At 57.9% G+C, this 14,481-nt stretch carries 16 protein-coding genes and 1 pseudogene; 10 read left to right on the top strand and 7 right to left on the bottom strand.

What is annotated here, in order from left to right; all coding sequences use genetic code 11:
- The first annotated feature begins 68 nt into the window (after window positions 1–68).
- Both QCE73_RS25030 and QCE73_RS25025 read left to right on the top strand, forming a co-directional pair.
- Window positions 69–1,262 (top strand): FUSC family protein, encoded by a 1,194-nt coding sequence (locus QCE73_RS25030; RefSeq protein ID WP_309884201.1) that lies wholly within the window; start codon window positions 69–71, stop codon window positions 1,260–1,262.
- 153 nt (window positions 1,263–1,415) lie between these two features.
- The gene (locus tag QCE73_RS25025) at window positions 1,416–2,678 is read left to right on the top strand and encodes a dienelactone hydrolase family protein (RefSeq protein WP_404989813.1); all 1,263 of its coding nucleotides are present in this window, start codon (window positions 1,416–1,418) and stop codon (window positions 2,676–2,678) included.
- Between the two features lie 299 nt (window positions 2,679–2,977).
- Here the strand turns inward: QCE73_RS25025 and QCE73_RS25020 are convergent, their stop codons facing one another.
- Entirely contained in the window at window positions 2,978–3,331 is a 354-nt protein-coding gene (locus QCE73_RS25020) for a hypothetical protein (RefSeq protein WP_309884017.1), read from the bottom strand.
- A 528-nt stretch (window positions 3,332–3,859) separates the two neighbouring features.
- Between QCE73_RS25020 and QCE73_RS25015 the strand changes: the two genes are divergently transcribed.
- A complete protein-coding gene (locus QCE73_RS25015) occupies window positions 3,860–4,159 on the top strand; it encodes a hypothetical protein (RefSeq protein ID WP_309884016.1) in 300 nt (99 codons plus the stop codon).
- A gap of 190 nt (window positions 4,160–4,349) precedes the next feature.
- Here QCE73_RS25015 and QCE73_RS25010 read toward each other — a convergent pair whose 3' ends face one another.
- On the bottom strand, window positions 4,350–4,673 hold the full coding sequence (locus QCE73_RS25010; protein ID WP_309884015.1) for a DUF262 domain-containing protein: 324 nt from the start codon (window positions 4,671–4,673) through the stop codon (window positions 4,350–4,352).
- 741 nt (window positions 4,674–5,414) lie between these two features.
- Here QCE73_RS25010 and QCE73_RS25005 point away from each other — a divergent pair.
- Window positions 5,415–7,094 carry a hypothetical protein gene (locus QCE73_RS25005; protein WP_309884014.1) on the top strand — a complete coding sequence of 560 codons (1,680 nt, stop codon included), beginning with the start codon at window positions 5,415–5,417 and terminating at the stop codon, window positions 7,092–7,094.
- Between the two features lie 227 nt (window positions 7,095–7,321).
- On the opposite strand, the gene QCE73_RS25000 is transcribed toward QCE73_RS25005, so the two are convergent.
- From QCE73_RS25000 to QCE73_RS24990, 3 genes are all read right to left on the bottom strand, one after another.
- On the bottom strand, window positions 7,322–7,564 hold the full coding sequence (locus tag QCE73_RS25000) for a hypothetical protein (protein WP_309884013.1): 243 nt from the start codon (window positions 7,562–7,564) through the stop codon (window positions 7,322–7,324).
- Window positions 7,565–7,874: 310 nt separating this feature from the next.
- Complete coding sequence (locus QCE73_RS24995; RefSeq protein WP_309884012.1) at window positions 7,875–8,144, bottom strand: DUF1488 family protein; 270 nt, start codon at window positions 8,142–8,144, stop codon at window positions 7,875–7,877.
- Window positions 8,145–8,250: 106 nt separating this feature from the next.
- Entirely contained in the window at window positions 8,251–9,480 is a 1,230-nt protein-coding gene (locus tag QCE73_RS24990) for a tyrosine-type recombinase/integrase (protein WP_309884011.1), read from the bottom strand.
- A gap of 131 nt (window positions 9,481–9,611) precedes the next feature.
- On the opposite strand from QCE73_RS24990, the gene QCE73_RS24985 reads away from it, so the two are divergent.
- From QCE73_RS24985 to QCE73_RS24975, 3 genes are all read left to right on the top strand, one after another.
- Window positions 9,612–10,628 carry a DNA-binding protein gene (locus QCE73_RS24985; protein ID WP_238217558.1) on the top strand — a complete coding sequence of 339 codons (1,017 nt, stop codon included), beginning with the start codon at window positions 9,612–9,614 and terminating at the stop codon, window positions 10,626–10,628.
- A gap of 86 nt (window positions 10,629–10,714) precedes the next feature.
- Window positions 10,715–10,990: a hypothetical protein gene (locus QCE73_RS24980; protein WP_309884010.1), complete on the top strand. Its 276-nt coding sequence runs from the start codon at window positions 10,715–10,717 to the stop codon at window positions 10,988–10,990.
- A 72-nt stretch (window positions 10,991–11,062) separates the two neighbouring features.
- Entirely contained in the window at window positions 11,063–11,341 is a 279-nt protein-coding gene (locus QCE73_RS24975) for an HU family DNA-binding protein (protein ID WP_238217554.1), read from the top strand.
- Window positions 11,342–11,369: 28 nt separating this feature from the next.
- Here QCE73_RS24975 and QCE73_RS24970 read toward each other — a convergent pair whose 3' ends face one another.
- Window positions 11,370–11,546 (bottom strand): hypothetical protein, encoded by a 177-nt coding sequence (locus QCE73_RS24970; protein WP_232477954.1) that lies wholly within the window; start codon window positions 11,544–11,546, stop codon window positions 11,370–11,372.
- Between the two features lie 126 nt (window positions 11,547–11,672).
- Here QCE73_RS24970 and QCE73_RS24965 point away from each other — a divergent pair, with 126 nt between their 5' ends.
- The 3 genes from QCE73_RS24965 (at window position 11,673) to QCE73_RS24955 (ending at window position 13,911) form a co-directional block, all read left to right on the top strand.
- Window positions 11,673–12,113 carry an SET domain-containing protein-lysine N-methyltransferase gene (locus tag QCE73_RS24965; protein WP_309884009.1) on the top strand — a complete coding sequence of 147 codons (441 nt, stop codon included), beginning with the start codon at window positions 11,673–11,675 and terminating at the stop codon, window positions 12,111–12,113.
- A gap of 106 nt (window positions 12,114–12,219) precedes the next feature.
- A complete protein-coding gene (locus QCE73_RS24960) occupies window positions 12,220–13,428 on the top strand; it encodes a hypothetical protein (RefSeq protein ID WP_309884008.1) in 1,209 nt (402 codons plus the stop codon).
- A 174-nt stretch (window positions 13,429–13,602) separates the two neighbouring features.
- Window positions 13,603–13,911, top strand: coding sequence for a hypothetical protein (locus QCE73_RS24955; protein ID WP_309884007.1), 309 nt, complete (start codon window positions 13,603–13,605; stop codon window positions 13,909–13,911).
- Between the two features lie 149 nt (window positions 13,912–14,060).
- Here the strand turns inward: QCE73_RS24955 and QCE73_RS24950 are convergent.
- Window positions 14,061–14,481 (bottom strand): annotated as a pseudogene (locus tag QCE73_RS24950) (hypothetical protein); the annotation flags it as partial.

Here is a 14,481-nt window from a genome sequence, read left to right as displayed (position 1 = left end):
ACCGCGAGCGCCAGGACAACGTGCCTGTCGTTCGCCTCATAGAGTGCTTTTCCAACCCGAGAACGATGATGACTCTCGCTGAGACGCGGCCGTATGCGGCCCGCAAGCGAACTGGACAACCTCCGGCGAAGCCCATCGCGCGCAGCACGTGTCGCGCGGCGCACCGCACACCCATCGGCCGCCTCGCACGTGCGATCGCGTCGCCGTACTTCCGCTACCGCCACGCGCAGTTCTTCCACAGCCTGCGCGTGGGTCTCGCGATGCTCGTCACGGTTCTTGTCACGACGGGCTTCGATTTGCCGCACGGCGCATGGGCGTCAGTGACACTACTGGTGGTGATTGGCGGGTTGCAGCATCACGGCAACATCCGCAAGAAGGCGGCGGAGCGCGCGGCGGGCACGCTGTTCGGTGCCGCGCTCGGGCTCTTGCTGATTCTGCAGCAGAACCTGTTCGGCTCGCTACCGCTCACGTATGTGCTGATGGCGGCCATCGCCGCCGCCTGCGCATGGTTCGCCATCGGCAAGGCCGGTTACGTCGCGCTCCTGACGGCGATGACGATGTGCATCGTCGCAGGCTACGGCGACAACATGATCGATACGGGCTTATGGCGGACGCTGAACGTGCTGATTGGCATCGTGATCGCGGTGGCGTTTTCGTTCGCGCTGCCGCTGCATGCGACCTATTCATGGCGCTATCTGCTGGCCGACAACCTGCGAGAATGCGCGCGGCACCATGCGCGGATCATGACGGGCGTGCGGCTCGACAGCGCCGAGCAGATAGCGTCTTTCATCCGCATGAACAAGCGGCTCGTCCAGTTGCGCGCCCTGATGCCCTCGGTGGCAAAGGAAATCGACCTGCCCGTCGCGCGGCTCGACGAGATCCAGCATCTGCATCGTTCGATGCTGAGCGCGCTGGAAATGCTGCTGACGGGAACGCATGCGGAACGAGATGCGTTTGCACATGAATGCGGGGATCGGGCGAGCGCGGTGCGCCCAACGCTGCTCACGAGCGCTCGCGCATTGCGATTCGCCGGCACGACGCACTTACGGGCGGCAGAGCCGGCGTCAGCGGGAATCTCGACGGTCGAACCGGACGACGTGCAGAGTTCGCGCGCGAAAGTAGGCGCCGAACTCCAGGGACCATGGTGGCTCGCTCAGCGCTTCGCTGACCAGGTCGAACTCATGAGCACGCTGCTGGCAGCTTCCGCGCGGAACTGGAATATCGACGGCGGTAACCCCGCGAAGGGAAAGTCGATCGCGTAACACAATGCATCTCAGTCGCATCGGGCGTCGCTTCGCTCACCGTGACCATTTAAGCGATGCCTTCCTCCACTGCGGCGTTCTGTCCGTATTCGCGAAAATTTGACTTATCCACAATTACTCACGAAATCACAGCAGCGAATGGCAAGGTGGCAGATGCGGTTGGCGAAGGTTCTGGCGAGTTGGGGGATGGTGCTTGCGTGCTTTGGTTTTATTGCACCGTTTGTGCAGGCTCATTCGCCGACGGTGGACGCCGCACAGCGAGTCGCCGCGCCCGAATCGCGCCTGGAGTCCGCCGTTGACCTTCCCGCTACAGGCCTGAATGTCGCGATCATCGGCATCCCAGTTGATGCAATGGGCAAAGTCGTGCTCGAAGCGGTGATGTACAAGCCAGACGGTCCCGGACCGTTTCCGATGATCGTGTTCAACCATGGAAAATTTAAAGGTGACCCGCGCGCGCAGGTCCGCAGCGAGCCGGTCCCACTCGCGCGCGAATTTGTCCGCCGCGGCTATGTGGTGGTCGCACCGAACCGGCGCGGTTTTTCTCGGTCGGGCGGCACGTATGAAGGCTTTGGCTGCGATGTGACACGCAACGGGTTTGGCCAGGCGGACGACGTCGCCGCAACGGTCGACTTCATGTCGAAACAATCCTATGTCGACGCCCGGCATATTGTCGTGGCCGGTGTCTCGCACGGCGGTCTGGCGACGATGGCGTATGGAACCGCGGCCGCGCCCGGTGTACGCGGGCTGATCAATTTCTCGGGCGGTCTGCGGCAGGACGCTTGCACGGGCTGGCAGGACAATCTTGCGCGTGCATTCGGCACATATGGGCAGACGGCGCGTGTGCCGTCTTTATGGCTGTATGGTGCGAACGACTCGGTCTGGCCGGCCGCGTTGACGGCGAAGCTGTACGCGGCCTACGCGTCCAACGGCGCGAGCGCACAAATGGTCGACTTCGGCACGTACAAGAATGATGCTCATCGTCTGGTTGGGGATCGCGAGGGCGTGCGCGTATGGTGGCCGTCGGTCGAAGCGTTCCTCGCGCGGGTGGGGATGCCGACGCGCGTGCAGTATCGCGTTGACGAGCTGCAGCGGCCGCAAGCGACGGGCTACGCCGCGATCGGGTCGGTCGAGGCCGTGCCGTTCCTCGACGAATCGGGCCGCAACGGGTATCGAACGTTCCTACAGCAGCACCCCGGCCGCGCGTTTGCCATTTCCGCCTCCGGCGCGTGGTCGTGGGCAGAGGGCGGCGATGATCCCATGTCAGTCGCGGTAGCGAACTGTCAGAAGCAGAGCGTCGATACTTGCAGGCTCTATGCGGTAGATCACTCCGTTGTCTGGCCGGATTTCACACGGATTGCGGACAATACTGCGGGCTGGATGGTGGAAAGCAAGGCGAATCGGGATGAAGGTTTCTGAGGTCTTTTCGTTATAAGCGGTACACCCTGAGGTGTCGCTGCTTCGCTCGTAATTCGTTGGACCGGGTTCGGCCATGAAGCGACGCTCACTGGAAATCGTCATTGGACGTTTGACTTTCACGAGCACTGCGAAAGCGGTCAATGAGTTTGGCAGTGCCGTGACAGGTTTATAGGCCGATTTGCACGTCTGGCTGGCCCGTTGAGTGCGAACGTCACCGCGGTGCTTATTTCATTCGTAATTTAAGAGCCTCGCACACCGCTTGGTCGTAGCCGATGATGCCTTCTACGATAGTCGCCAACTCAGTATTCACAGCGGTCAAGGTGTCTGCTCGCCGCACCTTGAATTTGTGTGCAACATCGCCACGCCTCGCGCCGAAAAACGTGCAGATTGTTCATCAGCACCACGTCAACGGTTGCGGGATCAAATCCAATCGGCACTAAAAATCTTTTTTGATCTCGGTCCACAATTCCGTTGTTGGATTTCACAACAGTGCGATATCTATTGAACGCTTCTTTCGAAAACTCCCCAGCATTCGACGATAAATCTGTAGTCAATTTTGACTTGCTCTTTTCTGACAAGTCATCGATCAGCTTTGACGATATAAGGGTCACCAGCGCTTTTGTTATTATCCCGGAGTCTACATATGTTGGCACGAGCCGCTTGTGCGGCTGACAATGCCACGTCTTCGATTTATTGCTCAAGCGCAGCGTGGCAAAGAAGTATACAGGCCTGAAGCTTCAAATGTCGCAAATCGGTATCGCAGCCAAGCTTATTTACTCCACCAGTTATCAGCTTAGCCTTCTTTAGCGAGCTGATTAGTAAACGATAGTATGGCGTTGGAGACTTCATTTAACGTCAGGGATTGGAAGTTTAACGCCAGACTCCTTGCTCACCACGTTGTACCAGGCGCTAAATCTAGTACGAGTGGCTCCGGAGATTTTGTCGTGGTCTCTACCGATTTGACAAACTCTGGATTTTGCCCGCACACTCACTCATAGAGTTGCTTCATAGTACCAGGATTACTGGCAACCCACATGCGATCATGCGCCGACTAGCACGTCGAAGACTGCGCGATTAAATCTGGTCTCATACGTGCCGTTTGAGTATTTCCTGCAAAAACTTTGCTCTCCGAATTCCGCTAACCCTGCATTGATAGCCTCATCCATTAGAGAGAGAAGATCTTGATACTCAGTTTCCTGTTTAGGGTCAGCCGTGAATTGCAAATTTCTATTTCTGCAAAAGTCATCGAGAAACATTTTCAAATCGCCGGCATACTGCGTTTGCTGATCTCTAAAGACGAGATACCGGATGGCAGCTCGACATCGGACATTCTCGCATCGGGCTGGCGCTTACGACGCAAATGGTGGATCGGCCCAATTGATTCAGTCCACGATATGATAAACTTCATAAAATCGCCGGGCAATAGCGACATCCGGAGTTCCGTTGGAGAAAGCTTCACGCGACCAGAATTCAATCTGTAGAAAATTTCGTATAGAACCGACTCATTTTTCAAACCCTTCAGCACAGTAGTCCGGAGAGGCTCTTTGCGTAGCCTATTGGCCCAGTCAGCATCATCCTAAAGGTCAGCCCAAGTCTTATGTTCGAGGCCGTCAGTATTCGGAGCCCTTCTAACTTGAAGATTTTGCCATCCGAATAACATCCATCAATAAATTATTTAATCGTGCTAAGGCGCTGTTTTCCGTCAAGAACCAAGAATGAGTTTTTTTGTCCCTCTTTTGAGGCTATTAAAATCTGGGGGATTGGAATCCCGAAGAGTAGTGATTCTATAAATTGGGATTTCGCCTTCACCTGCCAGACATTCCGCCGGTGATAAGCCGGATCGAGTTGAAGTAGTTTTCCTATCAGGTCGTATATCGTGCTGACGGTCCAGTCCCCGGGCGCGATCAGGAGCCGCTCGAAATCCTGCGCTGCAACTCGGATGTCGTCTTCATTTTCAGCAGTTGCCTCATCCTCAAACTGGTCTCGTCGTCCCATGAGATTTCGGTTTGGGCTTTTGTCATTCAGCACATCTCGTTTCGCGCTAACTTTCTGGTAGAGCCGGAACTGGCAAGCGGCTGAAAAATGACGCTGCCTCGGCGCCCTTGGGATGCCGCCGGCGAACAAATTGCCTGCGTCCGCCCAACTTATCCGCAGTTCTTGGCTCGATTCGGTAGCGATATCGATTGGCCTGCCTCCAAACGTGCGGACTTGACGCCTTCTAGGCCGAATCGCGGTTAGCGGACATGATTATCGCTCAGTAAGGAACGGTAAGTCGCAAATGTTGCATGCCGCTATTGGTAACCGGACTCGGACACCTCTGATGCGGTTTGGTCCGCGACAGTGGTGCCTGAGCCGACGTCCGCGAAATCATTCTCTTACGGGCACTCCGCCGACTACTTGCCAGCGGGGAGACCCAACGAATAGCCGTTCCAGCTTGCAACCGGCCATAGCCGTTGCATTGGCTCGAAGGGCGGTTGTGGATTGGCTACAGCGCTTCGCATCCGGCAGTAGTCGGCCAGAAGAGCCATCCACCCGTCCCGTCGCTCGGACTTCAGACAGTGCCTTCGCCCCAGCAAACGGCAGTTCGATTGCCAAAAAGCGAACATTGCTTCATCGGCCGTTGCGGATAGTAGCGACGGTCGCAAGCCTCTACCTGACAACATTTGCTTCTTGGTTAGGGACCATGCGACCCTTATACTCGATAGATGTGTCTAGGTTCTCGAGACGGAGCACTTCATGAGTTCTTTGATATCCACGGCAATGATATCGCTGCTCCTCCTATTAGGCACGCTCTCGAATGGCCTAGCGGAAACGAAACCTGACGACGGCTCTCCTATTTGTTTGCAAAGCGAGAAGTACTGGGCCAGTGAGGAACGCGCTCTTTGGCGAAGTATATGTGAGACCTCGGGATACATTCCGGTGGGTGGAACTACGGAATTCCAGTTAACCCTTTCAGGGAGCTTCATCAAAGACTTGTTCACCAAACATCCGTACCGCGATAACATCGAAAATCATGGCCACCTTTTCCTGGAAAATTTTCGGACGACAGATGGGGTTGATTTGGAAGCGCCCCAAGATGGGAAATCGATATATCTGATTCTAAGAAATTTTTCAACACCTTTTATTAATATATCAGGTCACACGGTCGAAATATACAACGTGAAGACTCGCGCTATAGGAATTTCAAACGTTCCACGCCTTGAAATTCATGGCTTACGATCTGATGACGGCTGCTCTCTACCGACTGTCATCGCCAAACGCACAAAAATTTCTGGAAGTGTTTACTTGTCCAATTCTCAGATCGGCGAATTGTCGCTGAGAAGGGCGAATGTCGAGAATTTCTCCGTGGTTTGGAGTAGTGTTCGCAGTATTGACACTAATGGGGCTATAATTAGGGAGCGACTTATTTTTCATCATACGGAATTGGGTGGCTCTCCGATAAAACACGGAGACCCTCGGGGGAGTGATTGCGAGCAAAAAATGAAAATTTACAGCGATCCGTCGATAAACTTCGAACGATTGCATGCACGTTCGCTGGAAATTATAGACAGTAAAATTTATTCTACCTTGCGCGTTGATGATACCATTTTGGACGATATGTTAAGCTTCGAAGGTTCGGGTTTTTTATCTGCTGTGCGCGTCAGAAACTCCTCAATAAAGGGGACATTTTATCTGGGCATAGGCACCCTTGACTGGGATAGCAACAAACCCGGCCCGGCGCGTTCGACGAGTTGGGCGCGCGGGACGTCATTAAGCCTGGCAAATAGCGACGTCAATAGAATTTATGCCCCGCGCAACACAAGCATATGGCCGTCAGAGATCGATTTTCAAAATACCCAGTATCAATCTTTTGTTTTTTCAGAGCGGCAGCTAGGCGGAGCGTCCAAAGCTGAACGATCCGGCCTTCAGATTCCAGAGCTTGGTGCCGAAGAATTTTTTATTGAATTCGCTTCGAGATTTCCAGATCCTCAGAATCCGGAACCCTATTTCAGGCTGCAGACGTATCTCGCCAGCATCGGCCAATCGGGGGCAGCGAGGCAACTAGGCATCGCGGCTAAAGAAGGTCAGCGAAAGCATGCTTGTGCGTCGGGTAAGGTCTCGCAATGCTTGTTTTTATGGATCATGCGAGTGACCATAGGATATGGTTATTCGTTATGGTTGGCTGGGGTTTGGTCCTGCGCCTTTGTGATTATTGGAGCGGTGGTGTTCCGTAATACTCCCGAAGCGAAGCAACGCAATATGCCATATGGGCTCGCCTACAGTTTTGATACCTTTATCCCACTCATTAAGCTTCGAGATATGCATTACGACATCGACATAAAGTCTGCGGCCCGATACTATTTTTACTTCCATAAGCTGGCGGGATGGATACTTGGGACTTTCTTGGTTGCAGCTGTATCTGGCTTGACGAAATAGTATGGACTCTGAAATGGACTCCCGCCCATGGACAAGAGGGCCACTCTCGCGTAATTTCGATAGGTGAAGGGCACTGCTTCGACTTCAGGCGAAAGTAGAGTGTCTGCAGAGCATTCGACACCTGCCACTGAAGTGCTGATGCATTGAGCGACGGCTGTGGGTCGATTTCGCCCCTTGGGCGATGTGAGTAAGCAGCACTTTGTTCGGCTGCGATCGTGGAGCGCGTGTTACTGGATGGAGCTCGCAAGTTGTGAGCGGAACTGAAGAGCGACCTCTTCGAGCGTGTGCGGAATGCTGAGTTGAGCTTCGAGGGGGGCGGCGATGCTGTAGCCACCATTTCCGGCGGTGTCGACGACTATCAGAGCTACGCAGGCGGCGCCCGTTGCCTCTCTGACTTGTGCGGCGAGTTCGCTGAATTGTCCGGGTGAGCCCGGTGCATGCGCCGTCACTTTGAGAACCTGGTTGCTCATGTTTTGAATCCCGAAAGATATAGGCAATTTGGCCCGCCGCGAAAAATCCGGCCTCGCGACGCGATCGATCCGCGACACGACAGAGGGTGTCCGCCCAACGGGACGGGGGCAATGCAAACTCACGGAAAATAAGGCCCAGAGCGTCGCTCGGCAAGCTCCCTATTGATTCAAAGAATGTCCGTTAAAGTAACGGGCGTGAGATGGCGGTCAGCGACCGCACCATTTTGCAACTAATCGTCTGCCCCGCGAACGACCTCCACAGCTGCGCCAGCAACACATGCCACTAGCGTGATCGAGATAGGACTCTCGCTCAGCCGCGGGAGAAGTCGGCCGTTGTTAATTCGAGGCGGGTCGAGGGATGCGCGAGTAGCTTGCGATGCGCAACGGCGTGAATACGGTGGACGCCATCGTGGAAGGTCTTCAACATCTTGGCATCATCCGCATCGGTTGGCAGCCAGAAAAAGGCCTCCACCGCGGCACGCACGATCATGCATTCGACCGCGCCGTTCTTTCCCGCTAGGACGAAGGTCACGCCGCGTCGGTTTGTCGAAATCTGTGCTTCAAAGTCAAGTGCTTCCATTGCGATCTCATCGTGTTACGCGGTCAAGCGATTTTGGCATGACGTCGCCCGGTTTGGGAGACGTGTCGCTCGAACGGGCGCAAGACACCGATGATGTCCAATTCAGTCACCAGTCTACCCGGTGCTTTTCTTCGGTCTCTTGATGGCGCCGATCGTCGTCGACGTGCAAGTAGATGCTGGTCGTCGTCAGCGAAGCGTGGCCGAGGTTGTCGCGCACCATGCGCAGGTCAATCTTTTGGTCGGCCATGTGCGAGCCGGCACTGTGCCTGAGCCAATGGGCGGACGCTTTTTCGAGTAGATCAGCCCGCGCGCTTGCCGTGTGATCTCGCTCACGCAGGCGCGACGCAGCGCCCGCAAAGACGTCCTTAACGATGGCGTGCAGCGCCGCGCGCGTGAGCGGCGCGCACGTCCCGGTGCGTTCGTTTGACGCCGTGGCGCCAATCGGCAACACGAGCGGTGTGTCTTCATTGGAAGAAGGCAGGGCGCTCAAGCCGAGGTGCTGCCGGTAGCGGGACAGTTCCATCATCATCTCGCGGGTGGCCGGCACGAGCCGTTGTTTGTCGCCTTTGCCGTGCACGGTCAGCCACCAGCGCAGCGCGCCCTCCGCATCGTGTCGCACGAAGAACTGGCCCATGGTATTCGCGCCGACCTCCGCAATGCGCAGCCCGCCGAGATAGAGCAGGGTGAATAACCATCGAACGCGGTACGCGTGGGCCTTTTCCCGGTCCGTTTGCTTGGGCATCGTCGCAATGAAGTCCTTGACCTCCTGCCACACGCTCGGTTCCAGATAACGGGTGATGCGTGGCGCCGCGTGGCGCGTGCGTTGACGTGAGAGCGATAGCGGATTGCCGGCCAGGTAGCCGGCCTGCACCAGCCACGAAAACATCACGTTCAGGATGACGGTTGCCTGGTGTTGGCTCGAGGGCGACAGCGGGCCGTAGAACGGCCGCCAGCGCGCGTCGCTGCGCGGGTGCTTGCGCCCGCCCCCGGCCACCCATGTAGCGGCGGGTTGCGGATCGACGAGAAACTGCTGATAGCGCAAGCAGTCTTCATGGGTCAGAGAGGAGAGGGGTCTGCCCAGCTCGACGACGGACCAGAGTAGGAGCCGTTCGGCTTCCTTGCGGTAATTCTCGAAGGTGGTTTTCGTGTCGACAAAGCGTGACAGCCATGCGCGGATCGCATCAAGGTCGTGATCGGCGGCAATCTGGGCGCGCCCGGTCACGGCCCGATTCAGCCCCGCAGACCCATCGAGCGCGGTGGGAATGACGAGCGTTTCGAGGGGCGTCGGCTGCAGTCGATATGGCGGAGGGGTAGGCGCGGCAGGCTTTGAAGTCACGCTCGTTTCGGTGGCAGCTGATCATGTAATTATCAACATTATAAGCATAATGTCAAATGTCGTGCCGAGTGGAGTTAGATAAATAGTGAAATACGTTATATTATTTTAGCAATCTCTCCTTATTCTAATCCATGTCCGACGTGCTCTCCGACGAAACCCGCCTCGCGGCGGACATCGAGCGCCTCAAGGTCGAATTCCCCAAGACCCGCGAACTCTATCGCGAGGTGTGCGCGCTGCTGTTCTTCCGCTTTGGCGTCGCGCCGACCGCCAATCGTCTCTACAACCTGGTCCGCCGCGGCACCATGAGCACGCCGGCTTCCGTGTTGAGCGAGTTCTGGGCGGAGTTGCGCGAGAAAAGCCGGGTGCGCATCGAGCATCCGGACTTGCCGAAGGATCTGAGCGAAGCAGCGGGCGAGCTGATCGGCGTTCTGTGGGCGCGGGCGGCAGCTTCGGCGCAGGCCGAACTGACGTCGCTACGCGATGACGTCGAAGCGCAGCGTGCCGAGGCCGAGCAGAAAGTCGTCGCCGCACGGGAAGAACTGGGTCGGACGGAAACCGCGCTGGAGCAGCGCACGGCGGCATTGCTAACGGCGCAGGTCGCGATTCGCGAGCTGGAGCGGCAGCAGGCACAAGAGGCTGCCACGCGCAAAGCGCTCGAGGCGCAGATCAAGCGTCTCGGCGAGGCGGCCGTCGCACGCGAGCGAGAACTGGAAAAAGTGCGCGACACGTTCTCGCGTGATCTGGAGAAGCTTCGCGAGACGGCCAATCGTGCCGAGGAGCGCTTACGCGCATCGGAAAAGCGGGCGCTGTTGGAAATCGATCGGGAACGCAGCGCCGCGGCAAAGGCTCAGAAAGAATGGGCCGAGGCGGCCAAGCGGGCAGACAAGCGAGAGGCCGAGCATCGTCGGACCGTCGAAGCGCTGCAGGAGCAACAAGGCGACGCTCGCCATCAAACCGGGGTGCTTCAGGGCAAGCTCGCCGCGCTCGAATCGGCACAGAAGTCACTTCAAGAACAGCTGAAGTCGCTGCGCACAACGACGCGGCCGTCCACGCGACGTGTGCCCACCGCCGAAGCTAGTCCGCCCGCCAGGCGAGCCGCCCGAAAGGCAGCGGCAGTCAAAACGGCGAGAGTGAAAGGTCGCCCGTAGACAATGATCGGATGGCGCTGCGCCGTAGCGCGGTCCACGGCCAGTTGGCGTTGCAGTCGCACCGACGGCCCAAAAGGAGCGAACAGATGAGAAGATCAGCAGAGAACAAATTGCGGGTCGTGGCGGTGCGCATCGACCCCGTCATCGAACAGCGCTTGCGTGTGCTGGCAGAGGCAACGGGGCGCAAGCAATCGTTCTTCCTGCAGCGCATGATCGAGGAAGGCATCTATGCGATGGAAGAAACCTGGCTGTCGCAGGACACGTTGGCCAAAGTTCGAAACGGTGGCTTGCCCGAACTGCTCAGCGCACACAGCACCACCTCGGACCTGTTCGACCTGGATGCGACCGACGCAGCCTCGTAGCGGCGGCGGACGCGAGTTTTCAAAACCGATCGCAAAGATCGCGTTCAATTTCACAAGAGAGGAAGGGATTCAATGAACAAGCAGGAACTGATCGACGCAGTTGCGTCGGAGTCGGGTACGAGCAAGGTCGCGGCAGAAGAGACCATCAATGCCGTGTTTGAGACGATTTCGAAAGCGGTGGCTGCCGGTGACGCCGTTCAGCTGATCGGCTTCGGATCGTTCGGGACCGGCGAGCGGGCCGCACGAACAGGTCGAAATCCGCAGACCGGTGAGACGATCCAGATCGCGGCAGCCAAGACCGTCAAATTTACGGCAGGCAAGGGTTTCAAAGACGCCGTCAACCAAGCGTGAACCAGGGCGTCGTCAGTCATGCCGCCGCTTAGAAGAGCTGGTCGTCCAACGGCCGCAGATTGTTCAGCTTGACCGCAGTGAGACGTTCGGTGCCGTCTGCGTGGATCGATCGGATCATGATGCGTTGGCCACGCGCTTCGCCCAGTACCTCGACAATGCGATCCTCGTAGCGCACTAGCGTGCCGCGAGGCGGTTTGCGTTTCATGCGGCTGCGACCGGTCGAAGATGGCATAGGGCGTCAAAGCTCGTGCGTCGATCGCATTATGCCAATTCGCCGCGGCGATACCACAACGTTTAGCCGGTTACGGCACAAACAGAGACGGAAAAGGTTATGCGCCGCATCGTGGTACGTTCTTCGCCGGTCCACGGACGCGGTGTATTTGCGCTCACCCAGATCGGGGCTGGTGAGACAATCCTGGAATACAAGGGCAAGCGCCTGTCTTGGGCACAAGCGCAGCGCCAGTATGCGCGTTCGGCCGCCGAGGGCGGCCACACGTTTTACTTCGATCTCGACGACGGGCGCGTGATCGACGGCGCGCAGGGCGGCAACTCGGCGCGCTGGGTCAATCACAGTTGCGCGCCGAACTGCGACACCGAGCAAGATGGCAGCCGGGTTTTCTTACACGCGCTAAGCGACATCAAGCCGGGCGAAGAGTTGTTTATCGACTATCGACTTTTTGTGGAAGGGCGAAAAACTGCTGCGCTCAAAACCCTGTATGCGTGCCGCTGCGGTTCCCACGCCTGTCGAGGGACGATGCTGGCCGGGTCCTGAACCGCCGACCGAATGGTGTCCACGCACCACCGACTATCGCACCCCGACTACGGACCTGCTCGCGACCGCGACTGACGCACTGAAATGCTGCCGGAACGTGACTGTCATGCCCTCATCAAGATGGACCTTCGCGTCACGCTTCCGACGCAACGCATTCGGATGGCGATCCTCGCTGCCCATCCAACGCCTGAAGGAAGCGGTATCTGAGATCCGTTCGGCCGCCCGCGCCGATGGTGCGCTTGGTGCGGAAGAGGCCATTCTTCTTCTTGAAAAACTTTCGCCTGCACTCGAGCACGTCGATAGTTCATCGGGCGCACTTGGCAGCGCGGTCAATCGTGCTATCGAGGCTCTCGTCCCAATCATTGCAGCCGCCGACGTTGAGCCCGCAGCACGGGAGCGCTGGCTGGAAAGGCTTTTCAAGGCGTTGCAGGACGATCAGATGCCCTACATCGAGAGCCTCGGCGAACATTGGGGAAGCCTGTGCGTCACGCCCGAGTTGGCATCTCAATGGGCGGATCGGCTGTTGCCGCTCGTCACGCATGTGCTGCAGGCTGAAGGGTTCAACTACTTCGTCGGTGTGGTGCCGTGCTTGAGTGCGCTTTACGCAGCCGGCCGCTTCGAGGAAATCATTGAGCTTGTGCACCGCGATCGGCTCAGTTCCTGGTGGTATCGGCGTTGGGCCGTCGACGCGCTGGTCTGCCTAGGCCGTCCGGGCGACGCACTTCGCCTTGCTGAAGCGAGTCGAGGGCTGAATGCGCCCGAAAGCGCGATCACGCGCGCCTGCGAGACGATCCTGCTCGGGTCCGGAAAGACGGAGGAAGCCTACGCGCGCTATGCGATTGCTGCCAATCGTGCAGGCACTTACCTCGCAACGTTTCGAGCCATCAGCAAGAAATATCCCGAGAAAACGCCGGAAACTATCTTGTCCGACCTGGTTCGAAGCGAGCCCGGGTCGGAAGGCAAGTGGTTTGCCGCCGCCAAAGACGCCGGGCTGTTCGCTCAGGCGGTCGCGCTGTCCAGACAGAGTCCCACCGATCCCAAAACGCTCATACGAGCCGCGCGAGATTTTGAGACGAAGCAGTCCCCATTCGCAATGGAGTGTGCGCTGTGTGCACTGCAATGGATGGAGGCCGGCTACGGCTATGAAGTGTCGATGACTGACGTCACCGATGCCTATGATGCCCTCGTCGCAGCGGCGAGGGCGAGTCAGGTCTCGAAGGCAGCGGTGGACGATTGCGTGCGACGCCTGATTCGCGATGCGGACTCGCTGGTTGGGCGAGCGTTGCACACGCGCATGGAGGCCGAGCGGCGCTAGACAAGAAGAGAATAGGTTGCTGCTGACGTAGCGCGTCGGCGCCGCTTGCGCCTTTGCGTGAGCCCGGCAAGGACCTACCCTCCAGCGACACGGTCCGACACGCCCCCGCATGCTTCCTTGACTTTTCGTGAGCCTCGATACGCTGGTCTCAACGGATCAGGAGATGCACAGCGTATGAAGTCAATCGTAGCAAGCCGAAATCATCAGGTCCCCGCCGCTTCACCCGGCGTGCCGAAGCGGACCTCACAGGAAGCGGATCGTGAACTCGCTCACATACAAAAAGTGGTGACCGCAGCACGTGCAACATCCGTTCCGTTGCCGATAAGCGTTTGGTATTGGAAAGTGCGCCTGCATGAGCTTCGCATTGGCTACATGTTGCTTCCTGTCCAACTTGCCCGACTGTCCGCGCTTGAGCTTGACGTCGAGAACATCTCACAAGGACAGGTGGACGTCGGCACGAACGACGAACGCCGCGTGGCGTAGAAAGTCGGCCAGAAAGCGGTCTGTGACAGACGCGATCTTCATGCGTCGACCCAAGCAAGTTGGCATTCGCGCACGAAGGCACGAAGCCCCGCGCGCAGCGCGAATTCGATCGCTCTGGAGCCCTGTGCTCACAGGCCGTGACGTCGCCGCTAAAGCAGAACGGCCTGGCGCAATAACTCCAATGCCTTCAATTCATCCAGGCGACCGGTGCGGGCCTTGCCGGCGAGCGTCTTCAGGAGCGCCTCTGCGATAGGTGCAATCCCGTCCAGGCCGTCCAAGGTGGTCCCTAAAGTGGAGGAGGGTGCCGTGTCTGTAGGCGGTGATATTGCCACCGCAGGCTGCGACAGCACCGGTGCAGAAAAAGCTGCTGGCGTGTTGCTTTCGATGCGTTGCACGGGACCGTCGCGGCGCGTTGCGACTGCACTGCTGAGGTTCTCGTGGTGAGGGCTCGCAACGTGGTCGCCGTCGCCTGCCGCATCAGTTGGCAATGGCTCGGTGTGCGGATCGCTCGTGATGCTAGGTACAGCTCGATCGTTTTCGCTCGTCGGAGTGGCTGCGACCGGTGTGTCC

This window comes from Caballeronia sp. LZ029, from assembly GCF_031451275.1.
GTDB lineage: Bacteria > Pseudomonadota > Gammaproteobacteria > Burkholderiales > Burkholderiaceae > Caballeronia > Caballeronia jiangsuensis.
This window is presented reverse-complemented; position numbering and strand designations above follow the sequence as displayed.